We start from the raw sequence: 14,465 nt of genomic DNA on the forward strand, positions 1-14,465 counted from the left end.
AAGAAATTGTTGGAAGGACTGGGCGGATGACACCGACCGATGCCCCCACCGGTAACGACACCGAATCCGCAGCGGAATCGCGCGATGCTGTTGCGGCCACCCGTTCCGGCGTGGGCCGGTGGGTCACCGCCGCGGTCGTCGTGGTGTTGCTTGCGGCCGCCGGTTTCTTCGGATTCCGTTGGTGGCAGGCCGAACAGGACGCGGCGCTGCGCGACGACGCGATCGCGCAGGCCCGCGAGTACGCAGTGGCGCTCGGCACCTACGACTACCGCTCGTTCGACGACAACCTCACCGCCGTGACCTCCAATGCCACCGAGGAATTCGCCTCCCGCTACGAGGAGGTGGCCGGAGATCTGAGAGAGCTCGTGGCGAACGGGGAGGGCACGTCGGCGGCGCGTGCCGAGCACGCCGGTCTCGAGAGCTTCGACGGCGATGTCGCCACGGTGCTGGTCTTCCTCGATCAGGACGTGAAGAACGTCGTCGTGCCGGAGGGACGTACCGACGCGACCCGCTTCGTCATCACATTGAAGCGGGTCGGCGACCGGTGGTTGCTCGACGGAGCCGACGCACGGTAGCGCGGGCCGGCTCCCGCCGTAGCGGAGCGTCGAATACCACCGACTTCGTCAGGCCTCGGTGAGCGTCTTCGATGCGGTGTCGTCCGGACTCGTCTCGGCCGTGCGCGGGACGGTGAAGGCCGCAGCGACGCAGGCGATCGCGACGACGAAGCACGCCACGGTGTACCACAGGCTGCCGATCGGGTCGCCCGCTTCGGTGACCCCGTCGACGGCGGAGAACCAGTCGGGCAGAGCGCCGATCCACAGCACGGCCATCACAGCAAGATAGGCGACGGCGTACCAGCGGACGAGGTCGTTCGAATAGGGCCGATCGGTGGGTGTGCTCCGCAGTCGAGACCACTGGCGCGAGAGCACGTAGATCGCCACGATCGACAGGATCACGAGTTCGGCAGCATAGATCGTCGCCCGAACCGTCGTGCTGCCCATGCCGATCACGGTCGCCGGCGCCGGGAGGATCACCACACCCACGGACGCGAGAAGACCGACGGTGATCGTGCGCCAGGTCAGTTCGAGCCCGCCGAAGGTGCGCCCGGCGTCGATGTGCCGGCCGACGAAGAACTGCGCGCAGAATGCGAGCGACATCGGCCACAGAGCAGCGAAGACCACGACGCTGGGCAGCGGAACGGAGTCGAAGAAGGGCTGATTGATCGGATTGTCGAGCGACCACTCCCACCACCGCAGCTGCGGTCCGAGGTGATCGAAGATCTCGTAGAAGGCGTGGTGGACGAAGCCCACGCAGACCGCGCCGACGACGGTGCCGTACTGCCGGAACACCCCGAGCATCCGCACGATCTCGAACGCGATCGTCGCCATCATCGGGTAGATCGCGATGATGTACAGCGGCAGGCGTCCCCACATGAACTCGACGGTGAACACGTTGTGCGCGAACATCGTGTCGAGGTAGTCCTCCACGCCGAAGGCGTCGGGGAAGTACAGCAACGGTTCGATGATGAACAGGAACGCGAGCGTACCGAGCCAGACGACGAGGTTCGTGGCGTCACCGGTGCGCCGCAGCCGGACGATCGCGTACACGAGCATCAGCACCGCCCCGAGCACGATGGTCGCCTCGAGGACGGGCAGCGTCCAGTTCTCCAGCGCGAACGGGCTGCGCAGTTCGAAGATCCCACCGGCTTCGTCGCACGAGAATCCGAGGCGGGTCGAGAGGTCCTCGAAGGTGGGCGAACACAGGTCGGACATCAGTTGTTCCTTCCGCCCACGGTTTCGGCCGTGTACCAGTGCGAGACGTCGTAACCTTCGTCGAATCGACGGAACCACACGTCGGCGAGCGCCGGCAGCTTCTCGTGGTCGGGATTGTGCTTGGGCATCTGGCTGCGAACGATGCCCACCAACGCGACGAGCTGTTCGCCGAGCGGCAGGACGTCGAAGGCACGCGGCATCGGGCCGTGGTCCTCGTACTGCAGGAACGGCAACCGGCGCCGCAGGTTCTGCTTACGGCGGTACGACGCGAACATCGACATCGCGTCGATCTTCCGTTCCTCCAGCGGCACATGTTTGTTGAAGCCCTCGCACGCGATGGCGATGACGTCGAGAACGTGCTTGAACACCGAGGCGGCCTGCCGCATGCGGTACAGATCGCTGCCGACCACCGCGTCGAAGATGATGAGCGCCGAACTGCGGTGTTCGACCTCCTCGACGAAATGCCAGATGAACAACGAGGCGACCCGGTCGTCGCCGGGGCGGAAGAGCGATGCGTCGTTGTCGAGCATGAGCTTGAAGACCGGAGTGAAGGTCGCCTCGAGGTCGGCGGTGTACGCGAGGCGGTATTCGGCGGAGGTCTCGGCGGTGAGCTTGTCGAAGGCGCCGATGACGTCGTCGAGCGTCTCCTGCAGCCCCGGATAGCTCTTGATCAGACCCTTCACGTGCTGCCGGTGGGCGGTGGAGTGCTGCCCCTCCTGGTACATGAAGGCGTTGGCCTCTTCGAGGACCTCGGGATCGGTGATGCGCGGGGTGATCTCGCGGATCATGTTCACGATCATCTTCTCGAAGCCGATCGCGAGGAACGAGACGGCGTTGGCCATGCTCGAGAAGGCCGGATTCTCCTCGTTCCACAGGAACGGCACGTCGTAATCCGCGAATGCGAAGCGCATCTTGCGGACCTGCAGGTTCGTCATGGGGCGGTACCTCGTCTCGTCGACACCGGACTGGTTGTGGACCTGGTTGGGACACGGTCGGGGAGGACCTCGGAAGAGCCGGGAGGCCCCCGATCGGCGTGACCATACACGAAATGCGTCATGTGTATGATAGGTGTCCCATTCGCTCGCGGGAGCCTGTTTCGGACCACATCCATCGAGGCCGGCCGTGTTACCGTCGGGCCTTCTCCAGGCGACGGTTCGAGGTAGCGCGAAGTGGCACGTAGACGTGGGTGGGGTGGGAGTCCTCCCGCCAGCGACGAAGAGGCGTCGCAACGGATCGTTGCGGCTGCCGTCGACCTGATCGACCGGACCGGCGCCGAGATCAGCATCGCCGACGTGGCCCAGTCACTCGGGGTTATCCGCCAGACGGTCTACCGCTACTTCCCGAGCGCCGACGCCCTCATGCGCGCGGCCGCCATCGCGTCGGTCGAAGGGTTCCTGGAGCGCCTGACCCGGCAGGTGGCGGGGCTCGACGACCCGGTCGAGTCGATGACCGAAGCCGTGGTCTACACACTCGCGGAGGTGCGTCGCACCCCGCATCTCGGCATCCTGCTGTCGAGCACCTACTCGAACCCGCACCCCGAGGAGATCGCCTCGGAAGAGGCGTGGATGTTCGGCATGGCGATGATCAAGCGATTCGACGTGGACTGGGAGAAGCACGGCTACGACGACGACTCTCTCGCCGAGCTGGTCGAATACGTGCTGCGCACGATGCAGTCGTTCTTCGTGTCACCGGGAACGCCGCCACGCTCCGACGACGATCTGCGCCGCTACCTGCGGCGATGGATGGGGACGGCGATCCTTGCCCAACGGGAGTGGGATTCCGGCAACCCCGCGGAGGGCGATCACTCTCCCGTAGAGTCCGGTTCGTGACGAGCGACGAGCAGCAGATCAGGCGTGCCGATCGCACGCGCAACGACGACCCGCAGAACGTTCCCCGCCCGCTGGAGGGCGAAGCCGACCGCACGGTGGTGGAGACGACCTGGGGCGAGGTGCAGCCGATGCAGGTGGCGGCGGGCGTGGCGACCGTCGGTGAACTCGAGGTGATCGAACTGCTCGACCGGGGTGCTGCGCTCGTGGACACGCGGGTGCCGGATTCCCGGAGCGGGGTGAGCCTCCCCGGTGCCGTGAACATCCCGCACGACGACATCGTCGAGAGGAAGGGCGAGCTCGATACCGCCCGGACGACGATCGTCTTCTGCAACGGTCCCCAGTGCCCTCAGTCGCCCGATGCGATCCGGAAGCTGATCGATGCCGGATATCCCGCGTCCGCACTCGCCTACTACCGCGGGGGCCTGCACGACTGGGCAACTCTGGGATTCCCGCTCGCCTCGGTCTGACCCGGGTCGTGGAAAAGGACTTGCGTTCGCACTGTGACGTAGCTAACATCGAAGGTGCGAATCGAGCTTATGAGACGTCCGCGGACGACAGAGAGAAGCTTGTGAAGCAGAGATCCGGCCCGGAGAACGCGTAAAGCGAATCACCGGGCCGAACCCCTGTTCAGGGGAGGATTCGCGGTCACTTGTCCGGTCGGTGCCGATCGCCGCGACCGCAGCGGGGGCTTTCGAAGGGGGACTCGGGTGGGGGAGCGCATCACGACCGTCGAGAGGGACGGACTCCGGTTCGACATCCGCGACGACGGGCCGATCGACGGCGACCCCATCGTTCTTCTGCACGGCTTCCCACAGGACTCCCGATCCTGGGAGGCGGTCGCGCCCTACCTGCACGCTGCGGGATACCGCACCTTCGCCCCGGATCAGCGCGGCTACTCGCCCGGCGCCCGGCCACCCCGCCGCCGTGACTACAGCCTCGACCTGCTCGTCGACGACGTCGCGGCGCTCATCGAGTCGGTACCCGGTGGTCGCGCGCACGTCGTCGGTCACGACTGGGGATCCGCTGTCGCGTGGACGCTCGCGGGGCACCGTCCCGATCTCGTCCGCACCGTGACGGCGGTGTCCGTTCCGCATCCGGCGGCGTTCATGCGCTCGTTCGTCACCAGCGGGCAGCTGCTGCGTTCGTGGTACATGCTCGTCTTCCAGCTGCCCTGGATCCCGGAGACCCTGCTGAGCAGGGAGACGATCGCGCGGCAGTTGCTGCACGGCACCGGCCAGCCGTCCGCCGCCACCGACCGCGATGTCGCGCGGCTGAAGGACCGCGCCGCGGTGCGGGCCGGCATCAACTGGTATCGGGCGGTGCCCCTGTCGAATCCGAAGTCGTCCTTCGGAAAGATCACCGTGCCCGCACTCATGGTGTGGAGCGACAAGGACACGGCGATCGGGCCTGCCGGGGTCGACGCGACCGCCCGCTACGTCAGTGGTCCGTACCGACGGGAAACGCTCGTCGGTACGAGTCACTGGATCCCGGACGAGGAGCCGGAGAAGCTCGCGCGGCTGGTCCTCGAACACATCGCCGCGCACGGCTGATCGCCCGGGCGCGTAACCGTCAGGCGCGCAACCGTTCCTGCCGCAGCAGATCGACCTCGGGCAGATCCAGCGGCGGCAGCGAGTCGACTCCCAGAGCGCGCATCAGGAGATGATCGGCGAGCTCGGGATTGCGGGCGAGCACGGGACCGTGCAGATAGGTGCCGATCACCGAACCCTGCACGGCACCTTCGAGTCCGTCGCCCACACCGTTGCCGACACCGCGGTCGACGCGGCCGAGCCCGGTGGCGTCGGAGCCGAGAGTCGTTCCACCACGGTGGTTCTCGAATCCGGTCAGCGGCTGGGTGAGGCCCGACAGCGTGGGGCGGATGACGATCTCCCCGATCGCGCGGGTCTGCTGCGGCGAGGTGGTCGCGTCGAGGATGCCGACACCGTCGACGCGTTCGCCCGAGGACGTCTCGTACCAGTGGCCGAGCACCTGGATCGCGGCGCAGATGGCCAGCACGGGCGCTCCGCGCTCGGCGGCGCGCTGCAGACCCGGATAGCGCTGCAGGTGCCGCGTGGCCAGTCGCTGCGCGGCGTCCTCGGCACCACCGAGGGTGTAGAGGTCGAGGGACTCGGGGACGGGATCGTTCAGTCCGATCTCGACGATCTCGGCGTCGTGACCGCGCATCCGCAGGCGCTGGCGCAGAACCAGGGCATTGCCGCCGTCGCCGTAGGTGCCCATCACGTCGGGCAGGACGAGTCCGATGCGGACGGTCGACTCAGACATGGGCAGCTCTCCTGGCGATGGCGGTGTTGAGATCGCGGAACGCGGTGTAGTTGGCGAGCACCTCCACACGGCCGGGAGGGCACGAGGCGATGGCCTTCAGCGGATCCGGCACCAGTGTGTGCTCGACACCCGCGTAGGTCAGGCGGACGGCGAGATCGGTGCCGCGTTCGCCCGCAGCCACCACCTGCACGCCTTCGAAATGTTCGAAACGCACGTCCCACAGCCACGACAGGTCCTCGCCGTCGGGCACCTGACCGTTGACGGCGATCACCAGGCCGTCGACGGTCGGGTCGATCATCGACAGGGCCTCCTGCCAGCCGGCGGGGTTCTTCGCGAGCAGCATGTGCACCGAGTGCGGCCCGACCTGCACGGTCTTGTAGCGACCGGCGACCTCTTCGACGACCGAGGCGGCCGCGACGGCCTTCGCCGGATCGGCGCCGAGGGCCACGGCGGCCGCGACCGCCTGGGCGGCGTTGCCCCGGTTGGCGCGACCGGGGAGGGTCAGCTTCAACGGGAGGACGAGGCCGTCCGGTCCGTACAGGTTCTCGTCGTCGACCCACCAGTCCGGTGTCGGCCGCGCGAAGTCGGAGCCGGTGCTGTACCAGTGGTCGCCCTCGCGGACGATCGGCTCGCCCGTGCGCGGGCAGCTCACCGAGTCGTTGGCCCAGCCGGCGCCCGCGGCGACCCATACGACGTTCGGGTTGTCGTAGGCGGCGGACGTGACGAGCACGTCGTCGCAATTCGCGACGATCACGGCGTCGGGATGCCGCTTCAGTCCCTCGCGCAGCTTCCGCTCGATCATGTTGATCTCGCCGACCCGGTCGAGCTGGTCGCGGGTGAGGTTGAGCAGCACGATCGCGCGGGGCTCGAGGGCGTCGGCGACGTGCGGGGTGTGGAGTTCGTCGACCTCGATCGCAGCGAGCGGCGCCCGGAGATCGGTGGCGAGCGCGGCGACGATCCCGGCGTCCATGTTCGCGCCGTCCGCCTGGGTGACGACCGAGTCGATGGTCTCGAGCGCGGCCGCGGTCATGCGGGTCGTCGTGGACTTGCCGTTCGTCCCGGTGACGAGCACGGTCCGCCGGCCGTGGCCGAGCTGCTTCATCAGTGCCGGGTCTATCTTCAGGGCGACGAGCCCTCCGATCATCGAGCCCTTACCGCGTCCGGCCTTCTGGGACGCCCACGCGGCGGCTCGGGCTGCGCGCAGTGCGAGCCGTCCACGTGCGGTGATTCCTGTGCTGGTTCCCACGTCGGCGAGTGTTCCACAGGCGTGGGAGCGTTGTGTCGCCGGAGGAGCGTCCTGCTCGTCACACTGCGGTGTCCGCCCTGGGCGGCGAGGGCTCCGACGATGACGATCACACCGCCGATCAGCGACGACGGTGCCGGCCGTTCGCCGAGCGTGATCCACGCGACGGTGAACCCGACGACCGGCACCATGAGCGAGAGCGGTGCGACGGTCCCGGCGGGGTAGCGCGACAGCAGCGAGGCGTAGATGCCGGTGCCGGCAATGGTGCCCGCCAGGACGACGTAGGAGAGTCCGACCAGGGCCAGGCCCCCGTCCGCAGTGGTGACGGCGGTCCCGAGGGTCGACCACGCCTGCGGACCTTCGGCGAACCAGGAGATCCCGAAGAAGGGGAGCACTGGCACGACGCACATCCACAGCATCAGGCGCATGGGGTCACCGGCGCCCGCCTTGCGGGTCGCGATGTTGCCGACCGCCCACGACAGGCCGGCGAGCAACGCGAGCGTCATGGGGATCAGGCTCACGTCCGCGGCGCCCTGCCCCACGGCGACGATCACCATGCCGGACACCGCGACGACGAGACCGGCGAAGCGGATTCCGTCGAGTCGTTCGCGCAGGAACAGAGCGGCGAGCAGGACCGTGAAGGGCGCGGACGATTGCAGTACGAGGGACGCGAGGCCCGTGGGCAGACCGGCCTCCATCGCCCAGAACAGGAAAGCGAACTGGGCGAAGCCGAACCCGGCGCCGTAGAGCAGGAGCCAGCGCAGGGGAACGGCGGGTCGCGGGACGAAGAGCAGGACCGGGACGGCGATGATCGCGAAGCGCAGGCCGGCGAAGAAGAACGGCGGGAAGTGATCGAGACCCAGCCTGATCGAGAGGAAGTTGCATCCCCAGAGCACCACGACGGTGAGCGCGAGCAGACGGTCCCGGAACGACATGCCGTCAATTCTTTGCGCAGGAAACAATCAGGACAAGCGAATGTTTCTGAAGGAACTGTGTAGCTTTACTACATGGATGTCGTGCGATTGCGGATACTGCGCGAACTCGCCGACCGCGGGACGGTGGCCGCGACCGCCGCAGCGTTGGCGATGACACCCTCGGCCGTCTCACAGCAGCTCAAGGTGCTCGCGCGGGAGGCGGGAGTACCCCTGCTCGAACCGGACGGCCGGCGTCTGCGGTTCACCGATGCGGGTCGCGCGCTCGTGGTGCGCGCCGACGAGGTCCTCGACGCGCTCGACCGGGCCGCCGACGAGATGACCGCCTACGCCCGGTCGCCTCGCGGACGGGTGCGCGTGGCGTCCTTCCCCTCCGGGGCGGCGCTCCTGCTGCCGGCCGTGCTCGAGGCAGCCGGGACGATCGGTGTCGAGTTGGACGTGAGCGACGAGGACGTCCCCGCCTCGGCCGCGCCCGCACTGCTCGCCGACTACGACGTGGTGCTCACCCACCGCGACGAGCGTTCGGCGCCGCTGTCCGGCCCGCGTGTCCACGTCGAGACACTCATGCGCGAACCGATCGATGTCGTCCTCCCGCCGGGGCACCGGCTCGCGGCGCAGGACCGCGTGCAGGTCGACGAACTGGTGGGGGAGAGCTGGATCAGCGTGCGGGGTGGATTCCCCGTCGACGACGTGGTGCTCTCCGTCGCGGCGGTGACGGGCATCCGGGCGCGGGTCGTGCACCGCATCAACGACTTCCGTGTCATCGAGGAGCTCGTCGCCGCGGGGCACGGGGTGGCCCTGTTGCCGCGGTATTCGGTTCTGCATCCGGCCTTGGTGCGCCTGCCGCTGGCCGGTGTGCGTGCGGCGCGGATCTACGAGCTCGTCACCCGCCCGGGAGCGGCGCGGCGGCCCGCCGTGGGTGCAGTGCTCGACAGCTTCCGGGCCGCGGCGGCACGGAAGCTGTCGATGTGAACGAACGGGTGGTCGCGCGGGATCAGGCGAGTGCCTTGGCCTTCAGCGCGTCGAACTCGGCCTGGTCGATGACACCGTCGTCGAGCAGCTTCTTCGCGTCGGCGATGTGCTCGGCGGGCGACTTGCCGGCGACCGAGCGGATGTAGTCGTCCTGCACGGCCTTGTACTGCGCTGCTTCCTTCGCGGACCGCTCGGCCATGCCGCTGCCGTGGACGATCAGATAGATCAGGCCCGTCAGCCACGGGAAGACGAACAGGAAGACGATCCATATCGCCTTGACCCAGCCGGACTGTTCGCGGTTGCGGAACAGATCCCCGATGATCATCCACAGCATGATCAGGTACGCGATGAATGCGAAGCAGACGATGATGTACCAGATGATGTCCATGAATTCCATACGCACACTCCGGGTTCGAGCAGAACGACTCTGCGGGACGAGAATTGCGGAATTCGACGGATATTACCCGTGAACGGGTTCGTTCTCGTCGAACATTCGGAACTGTATCTTTCCGGAGAGTGCGGTAATTGCCCGAAACGGTATTCGCGAGATGAATTGTCGGGGTGAAAATCCCCGAAAACGACGAATGCGGTGGACCCTGATGGGTCCACCGCATTCGGTATCGAGAAAGGTCAGCGGTGCGAGCGGTTCACCGCGGAGACCATCGCGCGCAGCGACGCCGTGGTGATCGACGGGGCGATGCCCACGCCCCACACCAGGACGCTCGTGCCGTCGGGACGCGTGACGTCGGCCTCGACGTAGGCCGCGGCGTTTGCGTCGTCGCCGGCGGACATGGCGTGCTCGGCGTAGCCGCGGACGGCCACCTGGTAACCCAGCGACTCGAGGGCGTCGACGAAGGCCGCCAGCGGGCCGTTGCCGCTGCCGGAGATCTCCTTCTCCACGCCGTCGACCTTCAGTACGGCGGCGATGGTGTCCTCACCGTCGTCGGTCTCGGCCGCGGTGACCTTCTGCCGGATGCGCTCGAGCGGCGAGATCGGGGCCAGGTACTCCTCGTGGAAGATGTCCCACATCTCCTTGGGGCTGACCTCGCCACCTTCACCGTCGGTGACCTTCTGCACGGCCTGCGAGAACTCGATCTGCAGGCGACGCGGCAGGTTCAGGCCGTGGTCGTGCTTCATGATGTACGCGATGCCGCCCTTGCCGGACTGCGAGTTCACGCGGATCACGGCCTCGTAGGTGCGGCCGACGTCCTTCGGGTCGATCGGCAGGTAGGGCACGGCCCAGGTGTGGTCGTCGACGTCGACACCGGCGGCCTCCGCATCGACCTTCATCGCGTCGATGCCCTTGTTGATCGCGTCCTGGTGGCTGCCGGAGAAGGCGGTGTAGACCAGGTCGCCACCGTAGGGGTGGCGCTCGTGGACGGGCAGCTGGTTGCAGTACTCGACCGTGCGGCGGATCTCGTCGATGTTCGAGAAGTCGATCTGCGGGTCGACGCCACGGCTGAACATGTTCATGCCCAGGGTCACCAGGCAGACGTTGCCGGTGCGCTCACCGTTGCCGAACAGGCAGCCCTCGATGCGGTCGGCGCCGGCCTGGTAGCCCAGCTCGGCCGCGGCGACACCCGTGCCGCGGTCGTTGTGCGGGTGCAGCGACAGGATGATCGAGTCGCGCTTCGCCAGGTTGCGGTGCATCCACTCGATCGAGTCGGCGTAGACGTTGGGGGTGGCCATCTCGACCGTGGCCGGCAGGTTGATGATCACCGGGTTCTCGGGGGTCGCGCCCAGGGTCTCGACGACCGCGTCGCAGACCTCCTTGGCGTACGACAGTTCGGTGCCGGTGTACGACTCGGGGGAGTACTCCCAGCGCCAGTTGGTGTCGGGGTGGTTCTTCGCCTCCTCGAGCACCAGTTCGGCGGCGTCGGTCGCGATCTTCTTGACGGTCTCCTTGTCGGCGCGGAAGACCACGCGGCGCTGCAGGATCGACGTCGAGTTGTAGAAGTGCACGATCGCGTTCTGTGCCCCGGCGCACGCCTCGAAGGTGCGCTTGATCAGTTCGGGGCGGGACTGCGTCAGCACCTGGATGGTGACGTCGTCGGGAATCGCGCCGTCCTCGATGATCTCGCGGACGAAATCGAAATCGGTCTGGCTCGCGGACGGGAAACCGACCTCGATCTCCTTGTAACCCATGCGTACGAGCAGATCGAACATGCGCCGCTTACGAGCGGGGCTCATCGGGTCGATCAGCGCCTGGTTTCCGTCGCGCAGGTCCACGGCGCACCACGCCGGGGCACGATCGATGATCTTGTCGGGCCAGGTGCGGTCGGGCAGCGAGATCGACTCGACCTCCTCGGCGAACGGCCGGTACCGGTAGGTCGGCATCGACGAGTTCTTCTGCTTGTTCCACGACGGCTGGTCGGCCGGGGCCGGCTTGCTCGGCGGCGTGATGGTGCGCGAGCCGGAGGTGAAAGCGTCGGCGGGTGACATGACGTAACTCCAAAGAGAAAAGGGGACCTGTGGGCCCAGATCGAATATCGACCGGCGCGTCGAAACCCCGCGACGGGAAGCCGGTCTGGTCAGATCCCGCCGCGGCGGCCGAGGAGAAGCACGCGCTGCATGTCCAGCAGTGTATCGCGCCATCCCCCACCTCGACCAAGTGGCACCTCCCACACGCGCGCGTTCCGTGTGACCGGGTGGCGGTGATGTCGTGACCCGATCGATACGAACGCGCCTGACAGAGCAGTACTTGCGCCCCTAGCGTTACCGAACGTAACTCCCGCAACATCAGTAACACCGGTATCACCGATAACTCCGGTAACACGACGGGTGAAGGGCGTGTCGATGGGATCGTTGCGCACGGCGGTTGCCGGATCGTGCAGTGCACTGCTGGCACTCGGACTCATGGCGGTCTCTGCTCCCGCGGCGCATGCCGAACCCTGCGACTCCGGACCCCTCGGGTCGGGCTCCGGATCGGGTCTCCCCGGCTCGGGTTCGGGCACCGGATCCTTCGGCACAGGATCGGCCGGCCCCCGGCTCGGAAGCAGCGGATCGGGAAGCGGGGGACTCGCACCCGAAGGACCGCAGGGACCGCTGCCGGCACTCGGCCCGGGACCCACCAGCACCGTGTCCTGGGTGACCGGTCCGCGCAGCCCCAACAGGACCTTCGACAGGTTCTCCATCTCGGGAACCGACCTCGGCATCATGTGGGACAACGGGGAGGAAGGCGACGCCCGCCAGATCCTCATGGCCTTCGGCGACACCTTCGGCGACTGCTCGCTGCCCGACCAGCAGTGGCGGCACAACGTCCTCATGCGCACCACCGACGCCGACCTCTCCGACGGCATCGACGTGCCCGATCCGGTGCCCGGCGACCGGCGTGCGGGTTCGCCCGTCCTGCCCTCGGCTCCCGACATCTCCCGCGAACTCGTGGGCAGTCTCGCACTCGACGGCGTCGAGATCACCGTGATCCCCACGGCCGGCATCGCCGTCGACGGCGTCCAGTACGTCAACTTCATGTCGGTGCGGTCCTGGGGCGACCACGGCGAGTGGTGGACCAACGCGTCGATGATCGCGACCTCGGCCGACAACGGGGAGACCTGGCAGCTCGACCCGACGACGGCGCGGATCAACCTGCCCCTCGACGTGCCCACGGTGCAGCAGCTGTCCACCGGGAACGAGAACTTCCAGCAGCACGCCTACGTCCGCCACGAGGGATACGTCTACGACTTCGGCACACCGCAGGGCCGGTTCGGCGCGGCCTTCGTCTCGCGCGTCCCCGAGACCGCTCTGCTGGACCTGGCCGCCTACGAGTACTGGAGCGGCGACGACTGGGTGTCCGGCGACGCCGCCGCGGCCACCCCGGTCGTGCCACCCGCAGTCGGGGAGATGTCGGTGCAGTTCCTGGGCGGTGAGTTCGTCATGCTCTACGGCAACGAGGCGAACGGCACGATCGAGATGAGGACGTCCGCGAGACCCGAGGGGCCGTGGAGCGAGGCTCGAGTGCTGGTCACCCACCGTGAGATCGGTGGTCTCTACGCTCCGTTCATCCACCCGTGGTCCACGGATACGGACCTCTACTTCACCGCCTCGCGGTGGGGTGACTACAACGTCCTGTTGTTGCGCACGACACTTTCCTGAGATGCCCCGGGTCGATGAAAGCCGCGGTCGGTAAGCTGGGCCACTGGACTTGTTCCCGAGACCCGGAGGTTGGCCAGCGTGGCACTCGTCGTCCAGAAGTACGGAGGATCCTCGGTCGCGACGGCCGAGCGGATCCGGCGCGTCGCTGAAAGGATCGTCGAGACCAAGAAGGCGGGCAACGACGTCGTGGTCGTCGTCTCGGCCATGGGAGACACGACCGACGAACTCCTCGATCTCGCGCAGCAGGTGTGCCCGGCCCCGCCGGCCCGCGAGATGGACATGCTCCTCACCTCCGGTGAGCGCATCTCCAACTCCCTCGTCGCGATGGCGATCCACTCGCTCGGCGCCGAGGCCCGGTCGTTCACCGGTTCCCAGGCCGGCGTGATCACCACGGGCAGCCACGGCAAGGCGAAGATCATCGACGTCACCCCCGGCCGCGTGCGCGCCGCCCTCGACGAGGGCAGCATCGTGCTGGTCGCCGGCTTCCAGGGCGTGAGCCAGGACAGCAAGGACATCACGACTCTCGGTCGTGGCGGTTCGGACACGACCGCCGTCGCACTCGCCGCCGCGCTGAACGCGGACGTCTGCGAGATCTACACCGACGTCGACGGCGTGTTCTCCGCGGACCCGCGCATCGTCAAGGACGCGCAGCGTCTCGAGAAGGTCTCCTTCGAGGAGATGCTCGAGCTCGCCGCGTGCGGCGCGAAGGTTCTCATGCTGCGGTGCGTGGAGTACGCCCGCCGCTACAACGTGCCCGTGCACGTTCGTTCGTCGTACACCACCAAGCCCGGCACCATCGTGTCCGGATCGATGGAGGACATCCCTGTGGAAGAGGCCCTGATCACCGGCGTTGCGCACGATCGCAGCGAAGCGAAGATCACCGTCGTCGGCATCCCCGACACCCCCGGTTACGCCGCCAAGGTGTTCCGCGCCGTCGCCGACGCCGAGATCAACATCGACATGGTGCTGCAGAACATCTCGAAGGTCGAGACCGGCAAGACCGACATCACCTTCACCTGCCCGAAGAGCGACGGCCCGCGCGCGGTCGAGCTCCTCACCAAGCAGCAGGGCGACATCGGCTTCACCCAGGTCCTCTTCGACGACCACATCGGCAAGGTCTCCCTCGTCGGTGCCGGTATGAAGAGCCACCCCGGTGTCACGGCCAAGTTCTGCGAGGCCCTCGCCGACGCCGGCATCAACATCGACCTGATCTCGACGTCGGAGATCCGCATCTCCGTGCTGGTGGATGACAACGAACTCGACGACGCCGTGCGCGCTCTGCACGCGGCATTCGAGCTCGGCGGCGACGAAGAGGCCGTCGTGCACGCAGGAACGGGGCGGTAAT

The 14,465-nt window shown here is 67.4% G+C and carries 14 protein-coding genes; 7 read left to right on the forward strand and 7 right to left on the reverse strand.

Features of this window, described 5'->3' with window-relative positions; genetic code table 11:
- Nucleotides 1–26 precede the first annotated feature (26 nt).
- Nucleotides 27–575 (forward strand): Rv1363c family protein, encoded by a 549-nt coding sequence (locus AC0LPE_RS01745; RefSeq protein WP_085469843.1) that lies wholly within the window; start codon nt 27–29, stop codon nt 573–575.
- Between the two features lie 48 nt (nt 576–623).
- On the opposite strand, the gene AC0LPE_RS01750 is transcribed toward AC0LPE_RS01745, so the two are convergent.
- The gene (locus AC0LPE_RS01750) at nt 624–1,772 is read right to left on the reverse strand and encodes a hypothetical protein (RefSeq protein WP_088898818.1); all 1,149 of its coding nucleotides are present in this window, start codon (nt 1,770–1,772) and stop codon (nt 624–626) included.
- Nucleotides 1,772–2,707, reverse strand: coding sequence for a metal-dependent hydrolase (locus AC0LPE_RS01755; RefSeq protein ID WP_423660800.1), 936 nt, complete (start codon nt 2,705–2,707; stop codon nt 1,772–1,774). The genes AC0LPE_RS01750 and AC0LPE_RS01755 overlap by 1 nt, the downstream gene beginning before the upstream one ends.
- Before the next feature lie 234 nt (nt 2,708–2,941).
- Between AC0LPE_RS01755 and AC0LPE_RS01760 the strand changes: the two genes are divergently transcribed.
- The 3 genes from AC0LPE_RS01760 (at nt 2,942) to AC0LPE_RS01770 (ending at nt 5,151) form a co-directional block, all read left to right on the forward strand.
- Nucleotides 2,942–3,601, forward strand: a complete 660-nt coding sequence (locus AC0LPE_RS01760) for a TetR/AcrR family transcriptional regulator (RefSeq protein WP_088898816.1) — start codon at nt 2,942–2,944, stop codon at nt 3,599–3,601.
- Complete coding sequence (locus tag AC0LPE_RS01765; RefSeq protein WP_490605500.1) at nt 3,598–4,068, forward strand: rhodanese-like domain-containing protein; 471 nt, start codon at nt 3,598–3,600, stop codon at nt 4,066–4,068. The genes AC0LPE_RS01760 and AC0LPE_RS01765 overlap by 4 nt, the downstream gene beginning before the upstream one ends.
- Before the next feature lie 240 nt (nt 4,069–4,308).
- Nucleotides 4,309–5,151 carry an alpha/beta fold hydrolase gene (locus AC0LPE_RS01770; RefSeq protein WP_490605501.1) on the forward strand — a complete coding sequence of 281 codons (843 nt, stop codon included), beginning with the start codon at nt 4,309–4,311 and terminating at the stop codon, nt 5,149–5,151.
- 19 nt (nt 5,152–5,170) lie between these two features.
- On the opposite strand, the gene AC0LPE_RS01775 is transcribed toward AC0LPE_RS01770, so the two are convergent.
- From AC0LPE_RS01775 to AC0LPE_RS01785, 3 genes are read right to left on the reverse strand one after another with little or no spacing between them, the layout of a single operon-like run.
- On the reverse strand, nt 5,171–5,881 hold the full coding sequence (locus AC0LPE_RS01775) for a type 1 glutamine amidotransferase (RefSeq protein ID WP_006552453.1): 711 nt from the start codon (nt 5,879–5,881) through the stop codon (nt 5,171–5,173).
- Entirely contained in the window at nt 5,874–7,127 is a 1,254-nt protein-coding gene (locus AC0LPE_RS01780; protein ID WP_160876080.1) for a MurT ligase domain-containing protein, read from the reverse strand. The genes AC0LPE_RS01775 and AC0LPE_RS01780 overlap by 8 nt, the downstream gene beginning before the upstream one ends.
- Nucleotides 7,022–8,059: an EamA family transporter gene (locus AC0LPE_RS01785; RefSeq protein WP_490605502.1), complete on the reverse strand. Its 1,038-nt coding sequence runs from the start codon at nt 8,057–8,059 to the stop codon at nt 7,022–7,024. The genes AC0LPE_RS01780 and AC0LPE_RS01785 overlap by 106 nt, the downstream gene beginning before the upstream one ends.
- 72 nt (nt 8,060–8,131) lie before the next feature.
- Here AC0LPE_RS01785 and AC0LPE_RS01790 point away from each other — a divergent pair, with 72 nt between their 5' ends.
- Complete coding sequence (locus tag AC0LPE_RS01790; protein WP_490605503.1) at nt 8,132–9,028, forward strand: LysR family transcriptional regulator; 897 nt, start codon at nt 8,132–8,134, stop codon at nt 9,026–9,028.
- A 22-nt stretch (nt 9,029–9,050) separates the two neighbouring features.
- On the opposite strand, the gene AC0LPE_RS01795 is transcribed toward AC0LPE_RS01790, so the two are convergent.
- Together AC0LPE_RS01795 and leuA are read right to left on the reverse strand one after the other, a co-directional pair.
- Entirely contained in the window at nt 9,051–9,425 is a 375-nt protein-coding gene (locus tag AC0LPE_RS01795; protein ID WP_088898812.1) for an SHOCT domain-containing protein, read from the reverse strand.
- A gap of 233 nt (nt 9,426–9,658) precedes the next feature.
- On the reverse strand, nt 9,659–11,470 hold the full coding sequence (gene leuA, locus AC0LPE_RS01800; protein WP_088898811.1) for a 2-isopropylmalate synthase: 1,812 nt from the start codon (nt 11,468–11,470) through the stop codon (nt 9,659–9,661).
- A 354-nt stretch (nt 11,471–11,824) separates the two neighbouring features.
- Between leuA and AC0LPE_RS01805 the strand changes: the two genes are divergently transcribed.
- Nucleotides 11,825–13,120, forward strand: coding sequence for a glycoside hydrolase family 183 protein (locus tag AC0LPE_RS01805; protein ID WP_490605504.1), 1,296 nt, complete (start codon nt 11,825–11,827; stop codon nt 13,118–13,120).
- A 78-nt stretch (nt 13,121–13,198) separates the two neighbouring features.
- Nucleotides 13,199–14,464 carry an aspartate kinase gene (locus AC0LPE_RS01810; protein ID WP_088898810.1) on the forward strand — a complete coding sequence of 422 codons (1,266 nt, stop codon included), beginning with the start codon at nt 13,199–13,201 and terminating at the stop codon, nt 14,462–14,464.
- The last annotated feature ends 1 nt before the right edge of the window (nt 14,465 follow it).

This window comes from Rhodococcus sp. S3 (assembly GCF_058211795.1).

Bases quoted from the DNA above. Each gene is read 5' to 3' on its own strand.
- AC0LPE_RS01750 (WP_088898818.1), bottom strand. From the start codon at position 1,772: ATGTCCGACCTGTGTTCGCCCACCTTCGAGGACCTCTCGACCCGCCTC.
- AC0LPE_RS01790 (WP_490605503.1), top strand. From the start codon at position 8,132: ATGGATGTCGTGCGATTGCGGATACTGCGCGAACTCGCCGACCGCGGG.
- AC0LPE_RS01775 (WP_006552453.1), bottom strand. From the start codon at position 5,881: ATGTCTGAGTCGACCGTCCGCATCGGACTCGTCCTGCCCGACGTGATG.
- AC0LPE_RS01755 (WP_423660800.1), bottom strand. From the start codon at position 2,707: ATGACGAACCTGCAGGTCCGCAAGATGCGCTTCGCATTCGCGGATTAC.
- AC0LPE_RS01745 (WP_085469843.1), top strand. From the start codon at position 27: ATGACACCGACCGATGCCCCCACCGGTAACGACACCGAATCCGCAGCG.
- AC0LPE_RS01795 (WP_088898812.1), bottom strand. From the start codon at position 9,425: ATGGAATTCATGGACATCATCTGGTACATCATCGTCTGCTTCGCATTC.
- leuA (WP_088898811.1), bottom strand. From the start codon at position 11,470: ATGTCACCCGCCGACGCTTTCACCTCCGGCTCGCGCACCATCACGCCG.
- AC0LPE_RS01805 (WP_490605504.1), top strand. From the start codon at position 11,825: ATGGGATCGTTGCGCACGGCGGTTGCCGGATCGTGCAGTGCACTGCTG.
- AC0LPE_RS01785 (WP_490605502.1), bottom strand. From the start codon at position 8,059: ATGTCGTTCCGGGACCGTCTGCTCGCGCTCACCGTCGTGGTGCTCTGG.